The organism is Okeania sp. SIO2C9, assembly GCF_010672455.1.
Lineage (GTDB): Bacteria > Cyanobacteriota > Cyanobacteriia > Cyanobacteriales > Microcoleaceae > Okeania.
Window position 1 is genome coordinate 33,896 of record NZ_JAAHGO010000052.1, and the last position, 14,491, is coordinate 48,386.

10 protein-coding genes are annotated in these 14,491 nt (G+C 37.7%); 6 read left to right on the forward strand and 4 right to left on the reverse strand.

The window, feature by feature from the left end; all coding sequences use genetic code 11:
- Positions 1–1,095 precede the first annotated feature (1,095 nt).
- Together F6K23_RS28765 and F6K23_RS28770 are read left to right on the forward strand one after the other, a co-directional pair.
- Entirely contained in the window at positions 1,096–1,395 is a 300-nt protein-coding gene (locus tag F6K23_RS28765) for a DUF2103 domain-containing protein (protein WP_202222249.1), read from the forward strand.
- Positions 1,396–1,425: 30 nt separating this feature from the next.
- The gene (locus tag F6K23_RS28770; protein ID WP_293162118.1) at positions 1,426–1,656 is read left to right on the forward strand and encodes a hypothetical protein; all 231 of its coding nucleotides are present in this window, start codon (positions 1,426–1,428) and stop codon (positions 1,654–1,656) included.
- 10 nt (positions 1,657–1,666) lie between these two features.
- Here F6K23_RS28770 and F6K23_RS28775 read toward each other — a convergent pair whose 3' ends face one another.
- The 3 genes from F6K23_RS28775 to F6K23_RS28785 all read right to left on the reverse strand — a co-directional run bounded on the left by F6K23_RS28775 (position 1,667) and on the right by F6K23_RS28785 (position 6,844).
- Positions 1,667–3,013: a cytochrome P450 gene (locus tag F6K23_RS28775; RefSeq protein ID WP_293162119.1), complete on the reverse strand. Its 1,347-nt coding sequence runs from the start codon at positions 3,011–3,013 to the stop codon at positions 1,667–1,669.
- 638 nt (positions 3,014–3,651) lie between these two features.
- Positions 3,652–5,523 carry an alpha-amylase family glycosyl hydrolase gene (locus F6K23_RS28780; protein ID WP_293162120.1) on the reverse strand — a complete coding sequence of 624 codons (1,872 nt, stop codon included), beginning with the start codon at positions 5,521–5,523 and terminating at the stop codon, positions 3,652–3,654.
- Positions 5,524–5,782: 259 nt separating this feature from the next.
- Complete coding sequence (locus F6K23_RS28785; RefSeq protein WP_293162121.1) at positions 5,783–6,844, reverse strand: vWA domain-containing protein; 1,062 nt, start codon at positions 6,842–6,844, stop codon at positions 5,783–5,785.
- A 1,112-nt stretch (positions 6,845–7,956) separates the two neighbouring features.
- Here F6K23_RS28785 and dprA point away from each other — a divergent pair.
- Both dprA and F6K23_RS28795 read left to right on the forward strand, forming a co-directional pair.
- Positions 7,957–9,099 (forward strand): DNA-processing protein DprA, encoded by a 1,143-nt coding sequence (gene dprA, locus F6K23_RS28790; protein ID WP_293162122.1) that lies wholly within the window; start codon positions 7,957–7,959, stop codon positions 9,097–9,099.
- 1,647 nt (positions 9,100–10,746) lie between these two features.
- Positions 10,747–11,271, forward strand: coding sequence for a hypothetical protein (locus F6K23_RS28795; RefSeq protein ID WP_293162124.1), 525 nt, complete (start codon positions 10,747–10,749; stop codon positions 11,269–11,271).
- A gap of 107 nt (positions 11,272–11,378) precedes the next feature.
- On the opposite strand, the gene F6K23_RS28800 is transcribed toward F6K23_RS28795, so the two are convergent.
- A complete protein-coding gene (locus F6K23_RS28800; protein WP_293162126.1) occupies positions 11,379–11,507 on the reverse strand; it encodes a hypothetical protein in 129 nt (42 codons plus the stop codon).
- A gap of 150 nt (positions 11,508–11,657) precedes the next feature.
- On the opposite strand from F6K23_RS28800, the gene F6K23_RS28805 reads away from it, so the two are divergent.
- Together F6K23_RS28805 and F6K23_RS28810 are read left to right on the forward strand one after the other, a co-directional pair.
- Positions 11,658–11,822 (forward strand): hypothetical protein, encoded by a 165-nt coding sequence (locus tag F6K23_RS28805; protein ID WP_293162128.1) that lies wholly within the window; start codon positions 11,658–11,660, stop codon positions 11,820–11,822.
- Positions 11,823–12,581: 759 nt separating this feature from the next.
- Positions 12,582–14,375 carry a fatty acyl-AMP ligase gene (locus tag F6K23_RS28810; RefSeq protein ID WP_293162130.1) on the forward strand — a complete coding sequence of 598 codons (1,794 nt, stop codon included), beginning with the start codon at positions 12,582–12,584 and terminating at the stop codon, positions 14,373–14,375.
- Positions 14,376–14,491: the final 116 nt, after the last annotated feature.

The window sequence follows — 14,491 nt, forward strand, 5'->3', positions numbered from 1 at the left end:
CATCCTAGTTATAATCCCACAAAAATCCCAATCTGATCGTTCACCTTTTTGTTCACTTTTCTGTTCACTTACCTATTCAAAGTGTTCACTTACCTGTTCAAAATGTTCATTACCTGTTCAAAACCTGTTCAAAATCAAAAAATAGGCCAAAAAAATTACGGGATAGCACAAAAAACCAGAATCAAGTAGATATGAGTTAGTCCCAGTGCAGGTCCAAGTGCAAATCCAAATTCTAGTAAAGAGTAAACAATTTGTCCAAATATAATGCTTCCTTGTTTGCCTAGCATTCCGTAAGAAAGTAAACAGGGAGTTTGACTTTTTGCTCAAGTCAAGTTGCGATCGCTCCTTTCTCTCTGTTCATCTTTAGCTGTGGTGAAATTTACTCAGGACTACCCATAACTATCAAATATAGTAGGGGTTAACGGCCGTTAACCCCTACAAATGGTGTATAGTTTCGTATGCGTGCGTAAGTCTTTTTACTGCTTCATAAAACTGATACAAAGCGTCACATAAAGTGACAAATTGATGTGTACGGACGTTGCATGCAACGTCCCTACCTGCTTCTTGTGAGGCCGTCGGCGGTTACTCATCCACAGACATTGACGGGTCTTGCCCAACCGCATATCTAAACTCTATACCTACATTTAAATCTTTGTCAATCAACATCAGAAAAAAGTCCTCAAACCCTGATTGCGTCGTTTTAGCGTAGGGAGCGGGATTTCTTCTGAGGTCTATGTCTATATAGATAGACTGCCAGAAATGTTTCAGCTGCGATTAGTGCAGAATATACAAATTTCACCCTCGTTACTACTTGAGGGTGATAACTAGCGTATTATATCTCTAAGTTACGCAAATTATTAACTAAGTCGAAACTCTCTATAAGTCAAAGAACAGGCAACAGTGAGAAAAATATTTCCCTCTATATCCTCAGCATCTTTCTCGATCTCCCCCATCTCCTCATCTCCCCATCTCCCCACACTCTATCTGCCATTACTATGCACCAGCACCAGCACCAAATTATGCACCGGGCCATTTTTTTTTGCCTCTAGTCTCTCCCTTTCAGTAGACTGAGGATATACAGATGGAGAAAGTCCTATGAAAAAATCATCAAAATCTAAAGGTCGTCTGGTTTGGAATCATTCCACCCATATTGAAGGTTTGATTCCTATTTTAGAGAAACTAACCCAACGTCAGGGTATTGAAACTGTTACTCCAGGAGTCATCAGCAGATCCAGAAGTCATATTCCCCACATGAAATTAAAAGTTTCAGTGCCTATTCGAGGTGGTTTTAAACTTATTGCTAGACAAGGAAAGACTGTTCAAGAAGTGTTTATGTTAACTAGCTTAACTCAAGAAGATTTAGAAGAGGCGATCGCTTATGTTTTAGCTAAATAGGGTTTGCTTTTCAGGAGCGGGGAGGGGGAAGTGTGGGAAGTGTGGGGAGTGTGGGGAGTGTGGGGAGGGTGGGGAGTGTGGGGAGTGTGGGGAGTGTTCACCGATGCGGGGTCGCACCAATGTTACCTGTTCCCTACTACACAAAGGTTAAATCCTATAGCGCAAGGCAACAAGCAACAGGCAATAGGGAAATATAAAAGGGTTTTCCTACGGAATGCTGCGCAAACAGCTTATATTCATGTCAAACACCTGAATGCGTAGCGCTATAGTTTCAATCTTTTTCTCGTCTATCCAAATGCCATAATTTTATTTTTAAACCATCACGGGGATTAGGTGTTGGTAATGCAACTAGACTTAAATCTTGTTCTGGTAGCAGCTCCCATTCATAACTTCGTAACAACTTTGCTGCAAAAATTTTCATTTCTAAGCGAGCAAATTCTTTACCCAAACATTCGCGCATTCCACCACCAAAGGGAATATAACCAAATATTTTTTGTTTATCTACAGCATTTTCTGGGGAAAAACGGTCGGGGTCAAAATTGTTATGTTCTGGGTAGAGAGTTTCATCCTGTTGAGTCTTACCAATTTGATACTGAATTAACCAACCTTTTGGAATAGAATATCCACCAAATTCACAGTCTTGAATTACTTGTCGGAACCCACCCCCCACAGGTGGAATTAATCTCAATACTTCTTTGAGAACTTGTTCTAGATAAGTCATCTGTTTCAGACTTTCTGTAGTTAGCGGTTCCGTGGGAGGAAATTGTTTTTGTTCTTCACGGATACGGTTAAGTACATTTGGGTTTTGACTTACTAATAGACAGAAAGAAGCGATCGCTGAAGTTAGTGTCTCGTGACCAGCAAACAGCAATAATAATATTTGGTCTTTCAATTCATCTAAAGGTAAAGCATTTCCATCTTCATCCCGCGCTTGCAAGAGTATTCCCAATGCATCTTCACCGAAATTTTGTTGTTGCTGTCGTTGCAAAACAATTTCTTCAATGTGTTGCAGTAATTTTTGCCGACAACGGAGTGATTTTCCAAATTTTGTCCAAGGAAGTGATACAGGAATGGAAAATAAACCTTTGACCCACTCTTCAAATAAACTAGCTAATTTTGTTTCGGAACCTCCATCACTACCCATAAATAAACGACTAGCAATATCAAAGGTATAATCACGAATTTCAGGATACCAAGTTAACGTACCCATTTTTGCCCATTTCTCCAGATAGCTAGCAGTTATAGTTTCCATTGTGGGAGCATAATTTGCCAAAGCTCTTGGTTGAAAAGCTTGTGCCAAAAGTCTACGCCGTTGTTGATGAAGGCTACCTTGTTGGACAGCTAAAGAGTTAGGACCTAATAAAATCCTGGTACTTTTTGGCCAAGTAGCAGTAAAGTATTTATTTTCATTGGAAAACAGAAATTTATTAGCTTCTGCTCCGGCTAAAAATACTGTGGGACTGCCAAAAATATGACTTTTGTAGATTCGTCCGTACTTTTTTTCTCTTGTTTGGGCGAATGTATTATCTGTTAAGAAACTGATAGTTTCACCAACAAAAGGTAGACCCAAATTTCCTGGTGGTAGAGGTAATGATGATTTGGTATTTGTGATAGTCATTTCAGTTATCAATCATATAAATTTTATTCTCACTTGTACTTTGTCTAACATACTTCCACAAAATTGAATTAGAGGTTGTCTGAGAAGTCTCATTTGCTACATCACTCGCCCCCGCGCATCCCTCAATTTTGGGGAACTTTTACCAGCTAATGGATTCTTGTTCCCCCCAGAATTGGGGGGCTAGGGGGGCAAAATTCAGTATTAAACAACTTTTGATATATCCTCTTAATTGATATTAAAAAAAATTGAATTAGAGGTTGTCTGAGAAGTGTCATTTGCTACATCACGCGCCCCCGCGCATCCCTCAATTTTGGGGAACTTTTACCAGCTAATGGATTCTTGTTCCCCCCAGAATTGGGGGGCTAGGGGGGCAAAATTCAGTATTAAACAACTTTTGATATATCCTCTTAATTAAGATTCAAAAACACTCATACTTTCAATTTCTCTTTTTCATTAAATTTAACTTCTAACTTCTTCAATAATCACCACCTAAAAATTAAACTTCTTCCTTCTTCTCTCTTCTTTCTAACTTCTTCAATAATCACTACCTAAAAATTAAACTTCTTCCTTCTTCCCTCTTCTTTCTAACTTCTTCAATAATCACCACCTAAAAATTAAACTTCTTCCTTCTTCCTTCTTCAATAAGCCCAATTATCTTGCCACTTAACCGTACCCTCTTCAGCTAATAACCATTGCCTAGAAACTAAATTTTCTCGCTGTGGAATTTCTGTTTCATTTCCATTTTCATCCCGGTAAACAATTGCATATTTATAAGCAATTACTTTTCCTGCACTTTCATTAAAGGGAATTTCATTAAACCAAGTATTAGAATTTATATACTCTAACTGGTAAGCTTTACTAATATCCCAATTTCCTAATTCTGGACAATCTCCTGTTACTACTATTGCCTCTCCAGGATTAGTTGAAACTCCATTTAATTGCGCTCGGACAATTACTTTTCCTTTGACGCGATCGCCTAAATAATTAATCACTATCATCTCTTGTACGCCCAGTTCTAAATCATGTAATGCGCCATCTTTTACCTCAAAAAAGCGCTTCGTTAAAATACAAATATATTCTCCATCTTCCAAATCAGTTTCTACCCGTTCTATTGTTACTGGATTACCTCGATTAATGGCTACAAAACAACGATAATCTCGGTAACATCGCACATAACAATAAACATCCTCACTAATATATTTTTGCCATTGACTTCCTAGAGAAACGGCAGGATTAACTCGACGTACTTTTGATAATAATTGAACATCCCGATAAATTGGTGTATCTGTATCCCACTTTTCCATCATCGGGCGATTATAAGGTTCTTCCCCACCATCTTTATCATTATAAAGATATTGCTCAGTACCATAATAAATGCAGGGAATACCACGAGAAGTCATAATTAAATTAATAGCTAATCTCAAAATTCCTGGGTCTGGATTCAAATTTTGAAACCTGGGAATATCATGATTATCAATAAAAGTTACCAGCTCACTAGCGCTATTATAAACATTATCTTTGTCTAATACTTCTTGAATAATATGAAATCCTCCAGGTTCGCATTTTCCTAAAGCGCGTCGAATTGCCACACAAAAACCAAAGTCTAACATTGACATTCCAGACTTATTGGCAAATTCCTGAGATGCAGCATCATAAGGTCCGCTAAAAATCCATTCCCCAAACACAAATACTGAAGGTTTATGACTTTTAATATCAGCATAAAATTCTTGCCAAAACCATAATGGCATATGTTTAATTGTATCTATTCGTAGCGCATCTACTCCACGGTCTAACCATAATTTAATTGCTGATTTAATATAATCTCTATAGTCAGAATTATTTTCATTAAAATCTGCTAATCCTCCCAATTCTCTATTTTCAACTTGCCATTGATCATCCCAATCTTCTACTTCACCATAATGGTGATACCAGTCGTTAACATCGTTATGAAAATCAGCAATTAAAACTCCATCATCAAATAACTGACCTTTCTTACCACCTGCATCTGGACTACTATGATTACACACAATATCCAAGATTATTTTTATCCCTAAATTATGAGCTGCTGCTACTAATTTATCAAAAACTGTTTCCTGATTTTTTACTAAAGAAATCTCATCATCTTTGTCTACTAAACGAGGATTAAGTCGTTTAAAATCTTTCGCCCAATAGCCATGAATAGGAGCCATTTCAAATAATTCTTCTTCTATTTGTTCAAATAAAGGAGTCATCCAAATAGCTGTAATTCCCATATTTTTGAGATAGTCAAGTTTATCAATTATTCCCTGTAAATCTCCACCCCAATATAAACCCCATTTTTCTTGATTTGGGTCATATAATCTAGGATTTGGACCTTCATTATTTCTGGGGTCTCCATCAAAAAAGCGGTCTACAATAATGAAATATATTGTTTCTTGACGAAACTCTATAGAACGAGTGAAAAGAAATTCAAAGTCGTTGTTGGTATTATTTTGGTTGTTAAATGTTTTATTTGTAGAATCTTTTGGCATTTTTGAGTTCTGCTGTGGTGGAGATTATTTTGGTTTATTATTGAAATACCAATTTTATAGCATTTGATACTGAATTTTGCCCCCCTAGCCCCCCAAGTTTGGGGGGAACAAGAGTCAATTTCCTTCTAAAAGTCCCCCAAAATTGGGGGATTTAGGGGGCTTTAATGTAGCAAATGGGACTTCTCAGACAACCTCTTAGGCATTACCCTGTTACCAATAGCTTCTTCCTTCTTCCTTCTTCCCTCTTACTTCTTCCTTCTTACCGACTCCAATCTTCAACTTCATACAAAAAACGAGTTCCACCAATTAATTTCCGATTCACTGATGTACTCTGAACAAACACTACATATTTCTCTAAATTATTAGGTTTAATTCGCACCGTTGTACCATGAGGCAAATCTAAAATTTCCCGTGCAGCTTCTCCCTCAAATAAATCTCCTGTTGCTCGATCCATTAAAATAATTTCTTTTTTCCCTTGAATAGTTTCGGTCTTAGTAAATTCATAAAAACCACGCCCTTTGTTAAAAGTTAAACCATTTTCTAACACAAAATTTTTAATCGGTTTATTCTCATCCACTTCTAAAACTTGGAACCTTCCCGGCGTAACAACTCGCAAATCTGCTGACTCATAAATACTGCTTTCTTCTCGATTTAACATGGTATTAAAAATTTGATTTAAACCACGATTCATTCGCCCCATATCTAAAATTTCTTGTTCATAAATTTGCAGCTCTTCATCTGAAGATTGTTGATAACAAACTGCTAAAAATAAATCATTAATATAAGCAAATTGGTCTAACTTGATATGAAAACCACCCGATTTTTCTGCCACTTCTTGATAAAACATCGTGGCATGGCGACGATTTAATGCTTGTACGCCATAAATTGTAATTCCCATATCTGATAATTTATTAACTTCCTCTCGCCAATTTAACTTCTGAGGATTTTGACTAGGTGGATGAGGAATATCGTCTCCAATTAATACTAAAGATTTGGTAGCTTTCCGAGTCCAAGCAAAAGATTGGGCTTGATGTAATACTAATTCATAACATTCTGGCGCGTCTCCACCACCTGTCTTTCCTACCCTTTCTACAAAGTTACAAATAGCATCGATATTTTGGGATAATTCTAATCGTTTTGTTACATAAGTAGAGTTGCGATCGCAATAATCTCCATGAGCAATTATTCCAATCCGAATACCAGGAATTTCTGAAATTAATCGAGTTACTGTATTTTGAATTTTTCGGCGTACTTGAGTTAGGCAAGGATACATACTGCCAGTTGTGTCAAAGCTGAATACTACTTCTATATTATTAGTCATATTTTTTCTCCAATTTTTGACAAAATTTCCACAGAAAATCCCTCGGTTTCAGCTTAGAAATTAGCTGCTACCAATTAGATAAATTACTCAGGTTTGAAAGCTTTCTTTTATAGCTATCAGCTATCAGCATTCAGCTATCAGCATTCAGCTAGATCCAAAACTACTACCTTTCATTAATTGATAATTACCTCTGGTTAAAACCGTTCTTGATTGAATATAAGGAAACATTATTTGTAAGCAAACAGCGGTCAGCTATCAGCTATCAGCTATGAGTTATTAAGTCACTATCACACCAGAGGAGGAATTACTCTCCAAAGAGAATTAAAACTTATGTTTGCGTAGCATTCCGCAGGAAATAAAAAGGCTATGAGCTAACTTTAGTAAGTTTTGTACCTTTAAAAGCTGAATGCTTACCATTATTTCTTTTTTTTTCCCTTAAAAGGGGAGGCTTTAAACCATAATTATTTAATTATTAATTATTAATTATTAATTATTAATTATTCGGTAAGCTTTTGAAGTTTGAGAGGCGTTCTAAATCTTTGCTTCGACTGCTATAACAGGGAATAGGGATAGGGAACAGGGGAAAAACATTTCCCTGTCTGAGGTTCATCATCAGTCTATCTCCTATAGCAACTTGTTTCTTGCTCTATATTTATATTTTAATCAATGTTGAAAAAAACGTCAATGCTTAATTGAAGAAAAAATCAATAAATTAAATTTTAGATTTTGGATAAATGCCGGAAGAGCCAGAACCCATAAAATATAGCAGTACCTTCTTTGGTATTTGACAATAAAGTAGGGACGTTGTACGCAACGTCCGTAGGTCTTAGGGAATAAGAAATAGACGAATGTCCGCACTCTATTTGCGTAGTGCTATAAGTTTAACTAGCTATTAGCTATTAGCTTTTCCGTTCCGGAATGCTGCGCAAACAGCATTTAGCTATCAGCTCAAAATCCAAGGATTTAAGTCCCCCACGCTTAGAGTGAAAAAGCGCGTGGTGCGCCTTTTATGGGGGTTTTAATCCATTATTATACACCTTGAGAAGCTGATAGCTGACCGCTGACCGCTGACTGCTATTTCAAAAACAACCATTGCTCAAGAGGAGAAATAATTGATAGAAGAACGTGCCTACTGGTTGGCATGGGCAAAAATCAGTGGTATAGGTCCAATTGCTCTACAAAGACTCAAACAACAATTCGAGACTTTGGCAAGAGCTTGGACGGCCAGCCCCAAAGAATTAGGCCAAGTACCAGGATTTGGCCGTCAGAAGATAGAGAAAGTAATGGAAGAGCGATCGCGCCTGGACCCAAAACAACTGATAGAAGAACACACGGCCAAAAATCCTGATTTCTGGACTCCGGCAGATCCAGACTATCCACGTCTGTTGCAAGAAATTCCGACACCCCCTGCTCTGCTGTATTATCGAGGTATAGTTGAACCTCAAGAAATTCTAGGTATTACTCCGACGGTAGGAATAGTCGGCACTCGCTACCCCACTGAATATGGTCGTCGTTGGACTCGAAAAATAAGTTCGACCCTGGCAAAAAGTGGATTTACTATTGTTTCTGGACTAGCTATGGGAATTGATACTGAGGCACATCAAGCTTGTTTAGAAGCAGGGGGGCGAACAATTGCTGTTTTTGGTAATGGGGTTGATACAGTTTACCCAAAGGAAAATAAAACTCTTGCTGAAAAAGTGATAAAACAGGGGTTGGTGGTGAGTGAATATCCGGCAGGTACGAAACCAAACTCTAAACATTTTCCCCAACGTAATAGAATTATTGCAGGATTAAGTAGGGCAGTTTTAGTGATGGAAGCTCCCCAAAGATCGGGTGCTTTAATTACTGCAGATATGGCAAATGAATTTTGTCGAGATGTGTATGTTTTACCTGCTCGTTTAGATGACGAAAAATCTCATGGTTGTTTGCAGTTAATTAATCATGGTGCAGAGGTAATTCCGATTACTATGGATAAGTTATTAGAAATGTTAGGAGCAATACCACCATTAGATATTGATGTGGTAGAACCTCCCGAAAATTTATCTTTATTTGAGGATAAAAAACGGGATTATATTCCAGATTTAGAACCTCTTTTAGCCAAGGTTTTTCAACATATTTCTAGTGAAGCTATTCCTGTAGATTTAGTTGTGCAAAAAACAGGTTTATCACCAGGAGATGTTTCTAGTTCTTTATTACAGTTGGAGTTATTAGGGTTAGTTACTCAGTTACCAGGAATGCGTTATCAAAAAAATTAATATAGCAGGGAACAGGGAATTGGGAATTGGGGTAAGCATTTCCTCCGGAATGCTGCGCAAACAGCCGTCAGCCATCAGCTATCAGCTATTGTTTTTAGTTGACGATAAAAGCTTTATTAATTGTATTACTACAAAAGTTAGTTCCCTTATCCTTAAAGTCAGTTGTTAATTTAAACACTGTTCTTAAAGAGAAAGTCTTTTGGATGTAAGCATTCAGCCGTCAGCAATCAGCAATCAGCTATTACTTTTAGTTTACTATCAAAGCTTTATTAATTGTCTTACTAGAAAAGTAGACTCCCTTGACCTTAAAGTCTATTTTAATTTAAACACTTTCCTATATGAGAAAGTCTTGTTGCTGTTAACGCAGTTCCTCCGGAGGAGGCTAGCTGACAGCTAATAGCTGTTTGCGCAGCATTCCGCAGGAAATGCTTACTTTTGGCTGATAGCTGATAGCTGACTGCTAATAGCTGAATACTTACGAATAGGGAATAGGGAATAGAGAGATAAAATTGTTGATTTGATAGTCTTAAATTGATTTAATTAACACTTTTGCAAGAGGTCTAATATAGTAGGGAATATGGTATAGAGAAAAGTGGAAAAAATCGGACTGTATTTGATTAATTATTGTAGGGGCGATCTTCGGAGCTATGCGTCAGCAAACGGCCGTTCGCCCTAGATTTTTTGGTGATGCGTAAGCCCTAATTTATATTGCTTGCTATATATTTATTTTCATAAGTAAAGCTGATATAAATTTTTCTGAAATAACCATGAAAAGCAGAGAATAGTCTGTAGTATTAATCATGGTATTTCGTATTATTTATTATTATTTATAGCAACCGATAAATAGGTTATATAAAGTCTCATTAATTAGGCATAATAAAAATTTTCGGCGTTGCTGATATGAAGTATGAATGCGCGATTGTTTGGTTCTCCCCTTCGCCCCCGCGCATCCCCCATTCAACAAAAAGCACAGCATCCTCAGGCTTCCCCCGCAGGATCGGGGGACAGGAGGGGGATTAAAAAAGGGGGACTTTTAGAGTTTTATTCCCCCCAATTTTGGGGGGCTAGGGGGGCTTGCATCATACCCAGAATCAGCAACGCCATATTAGGAAATAGACTGATATAGCGCTACGCTTACAACCCAAATTTATTGTCCTAACCAAAAGATGTAGTGTTATACAGCAGATTCCATCTTTGTGAAATACACCCATAGCGAGCAAGATGTTCGCACTAGAAATATTTAATTGTTAATATCTGTAATTCTTATGCGAGAAATTTTCTGTAACGATCTTTAGACACTTTTCACTGTTGCCTATTCCCTGTTCCCTTTTCCCTGCTATATTTTGTGCAACTTCTGCCTTTTTTACTCAAGCTTGATGTCGAATATCAAATGATTACTAATTTTTTCCCTATTCCTCCTTCCTTCTTATTTCTTCCTTCTTAGGGCAAATGATGACTAAATTTTTACCGAAATATTGTGGTTGAAAGCCGACCCTTTTAAAAGGATAATAAATAAAAATTTTCCTGTTCGTCAATCCTCTTATTTTCAAGGAGAGGTAATTCTAAATTCTTAATTCTTAATTCTAAATAATTGAATTTTTCCTTCTTCCCTCTTCCTTCTACCTTCTTCCCTCTTCCTTCTGAATAATGACTAAATTTTTACCTCTTCCTTCTTCCCTGTTCTTGATGATTTATACCTTCTTCCTTCTACCTTCTTCCCTCTTCCTTCTGAGTGCCACTGCCGCCCCGAAAATTATTTTTCCCACCTGTCCTAGAAATGAAATTTCTCAACTACCTCAACCTCCTTTATCTCAAACTCAACCAAGTATACCTAGTCTGTGGTTAACTCAAGATTTCTTTGGCGAAGAACTTATTTATACTTGGTTTGTTGACTCAGATGATACTTGGGTAATTTTGGTAGTTAGAAAATTAAATTGGGATAAAAAAGGCTACCTAGAACGTTATAAATTTATTAATCATTTTGGTAATGTAGCTAGACAATATGGCTATAACTTACAAGTATGCGAACCTCGTAATAAAAAACCAATTGCTGCCTATTTTTGTGACTTTCAAACTGCTCCATTAAATTGTAATGTAGAAATTGATTATAGATTTGGTAGAAGTTTATTTCGTTCACCTAAAGGCTTGACATTTCCTCCCACAGTAGAGTGAATATTTATCATAACTAGATTTATTTATTACCAATTTTTCAAACAATATTGGGAATAATTACTATCAATTATTAGTACAGTACAAGTACGCTATTATGTACAGATAAATTAGAGAAATATATTTATAAATAGCCAAGATGCCTGTTGATTTTTGTCGTTAAAATTATCAGATATAAACAAGCGATCGCGCCTCAGAGATAGCATATCTACATCCTTGGACAACGGCAAGACTTTCATGTTATTTCCATGTAACAGAATGTACTTTGATGGTGCGACTCGTTGGCTAGTAAAGACTGCCTAAAGGCAGGTATAGCAAGCCTTCCAGGTAACTACATGAAGTAAACTTTCCCTATGGGATAACTTCGTTAACGACCTGTGAAAACTCTTATGTCCTTGGTGGTGAAATTCCATCCGCTCTGTTGTTGGGTAGACAGCATAGGCCACACTGGTGAGACTGAACATCAAACTGGTGAAGCTGGCCTAAATGGGGTCAAAGCTTTAACTACCAAAAAAGAAATAATATCTCCTGATATTCAATTCCGTAGCGGTTAAAACCCGAGGTAATTATCAATTATCCATTATCAATTAATGAACCCTACTGCCTATTCCCTACTCCCTTGTTATAATTACGATTTTCCACACCAACCTACTTAAGTGGTTTAAATGCACAACAGCTTAGCGAGACGACATCCTCACAAATCATAGAAGTTGGCTAAGAAAAAAAAATCGGCCAGCTATTTCTTCCGATTTTTTTAATTGTTTGAAGAACAATATTGATGTATGTGACTATCTTGACATCCTCCCGACGCTGCACTTGCGTGACAGCGCGCGATTCCTAATCATCGCGCTCTTAGATCTTTATGCTGCCTCTTGCAGAGGAGCTACGCTAACAATGCACCAGCCTCCAAGGCCCTCGCCTCTTTTCGGTCTAAAGGCGCGCTCCACAGACGCTCCACTGCTAGGCCAGCAGCCAAATTTTAAGTCTAACAAACTATTGGCATGGGTCGCAAAATTAATTGGTTTTCCCATCTCTCCGGTCCCCTTCGGGAGCTCGCGGGTCTTCGACCAACTTTGAGATCAAGAGAGTTTGGACTATATTAAAGCTCTAAAAATTGTTTAATATTATGTTCGATAAAACAGTTATAATTAGGCTCGTGGTTTTGCTGTAGCCCTAAGACAAGTATTTAAAGGGCTACAGCAAAACTACAAACAAAAATTTGGCGTTGACTTACCTGAATACTTAATCTCAGCTTAGTCTAATTTTCATTAGTATTGGTAAACATAAAACTAAAAGTAATAGCTGCACATTATATGAAAAATGAGCAAGAATTTTCTACATTAATCGACCTTCTACAGTATCGCTCCCTAAATCAGTCAGATCGAAGAGCTTACACCTTCCTTCAGAATGGTGAAAAAGAAATAGATAGCTTGAGCTACAAAGAACTAGATGAAAAAGCACGGGCGATCGCTGTTGAACTTCAAAAGCAACAAGTAGGTAACAAAGAAAGAGCTTTGCTGCTATATCCACAAGGACTAGAATTTATTGCAGCCTTATTTGGGTGTCTTTATGCAGGAGTAGTTGCTATTCCAGCACCACCACCAGACCCAATTAGACTAAAGCGAACTCTACCAAGACTAGAAGCAATAGTCAAAGATGCAGAAGCTTCAATAATACTTACTGATTTTTCCAAGTATTCCCAACTCCAAGAAACAACCTCCCAGTTGTCCTCAGAATTCCGCAATATAAAATGGATAGTCAGCGACAAGATTTCTCACCAACTAGCCCAAGAATGGCAAAAACCAACAGATATAAATAGTGAGACCCTAGCCTATCTTCAATATACATCAGGCTCCACCTCAACACCAAAGGGTGTAATGCTCACCCATCAGAACTTAATACACCACAGTAGTTATATCAAAGAAGCTTGGGGTTACACATCAGACAGTATCGCCACAACTTGGGTCCCCCATTTTCATGACTATGGACTGGTTGACGGACTAATTCAACCTTTATATTCTGGTATTCCCTGTTATGTGATGTCCCCCATAGCCTTCTATATGCGACCCATTCGATGGCTACAGACGATTTCGCGTTACCGAGTCACTCATACTCAAGGACCAAATTTTGCCTATGAACATTGCCTGAGAAGAACAACCTCAGAACAAAGGGCAAATTTAGACCTCAGTAGTTTGCGGACAGCTAGCAACGGAGCTGAACCAATTCGCAAAGAAACATTGGAAAACTTTATTGCAACTTTTGAACCTTATGGTTTCCGTAGGGATGCTCTTTATCCAGCTTATGGACTAGCAGAAGCAACTCTTTTGGTTTCTACTAAAAAACATGGACAAGAACTAAATATCTATACAGTAGAGGCAGAAGCATTAGAGAAAAACAAAGTTGTCAAAATTTCACAACAGGAGAAAGACAAAGTAGTACGAACAGTAGTAAGCTGTGGACCGCCAATTTGTGGCATGACAGTAGCGATCGTCAACCCAAATACCTTGACAAAATGTCAACCAGATGAAGTGGGGGAAATTTGGGTCTGCGATCCTAGTATGGCAGTAGGTTACTGGAATAGATTAGAAGAAACAGAAAAGACTTTCCATGCTTACCTAGCTGAAAGTGGAGAGGGTCCATTTATGCGAACGGGAGATTTAGGATTTTTGCAAGAAGGCGAACTATTGATTACAGGGCGAATTAAAGATGTGATTATTATCCGTGGCCGAAATCATTATCCCCAAGATATTGAATTGACAGTCGAACAAAGTCACCAATCACTGAGATATAGTCATGGAGCAGCATTTGGAGTTGAGGTTAAGGGAGAAGAACGTTTAATAGTAGTTCAGGAAGTGGAGCGGAGTTATCAGAAACATCTAGACATAGATGAAGTAGTGGGAAATATTCGAGAGGCCGTTAGAGACGAACATGATATACAGGTATATTCTGTAGTTTTAATCAAAGCAGGAAGTATTCCTAAGACTTCTAGTGGCAAAATTCAGCGCTCTGCTTGCCGAGTCAAATTTTGGGAAGGAACGCTAGAGATACTCGAAGCAGGGGAGGGTGCAGGAAATAAAAGTAGTGCAGCGATCGCCACCGGAAATTAGTATGAATTTACGATCAAAGGTTGGAATTTCCCAAAATTGATGATAGAATCTGACAGTGATCAATAAGCGTACAGAAAAATCCTAGAGACGCAACTATTAACCAAAAACCTTGTTAA

Bases quoted from the DNA above. Each gene is read 5' to 3' on its own strand.
- F6K23_RS28765 (WP_202222249.1), top strand. From the start codon at position 1,096: ATGAAAAAATCATCAAAATCTAAAGGTCGTCTGGTTTGGAATCATTCC.
- F6K23_RS28775 (WP_293162119.1), bottom strand. From the start codon at position 3,013: ATGACTATCACAAATACCAAATCATCATTACCTCTACCACCAGGAAAT.
- F6K23_RS28780 (WP_293162120.1), bottom strand. From the start codon at position 5,523: ATGCCAAAAGATTCTACAAATAAAACATTTAACAACCAAAATAATACC.
- F6K23_RS28785 (WP_293162121.1), bottom strand. From the start codon at position 6,844: ATGACTAATAATATAGAAGTAGTATTCAGCTTTGACACAACTGGCAGT.
- F6K23_RS28795 (WP_293162124.1), top strand. From the start codon at position 10,747: ATGACTAAATTTTTACCTCTTCCTTCTTCCCTGTTCTTGATGATTTAT.
- F6K23_RS28800 (WP_293162126.1), bottom strand. From the start codon at position 11,507: ATGAAAGTCTTGCCGTTGTCCAAGGATGTAGATATGCTATCTCTGAGG.
- F6K23_RS28805 (WP_293162128.1), top strand. From the start codon at position 11,658: ATGTCCTTGGTGGTGAAATTCCATCCGCTCTGTTGTTGGGTAGACAGC.
- F6K23_RS28810 (WP_293162130.1), top strand. From the start codon at position 12,582: ATGAAAAATGAGCAAGAATTTTCTACATTAATCGACCTTCTACAGTAT.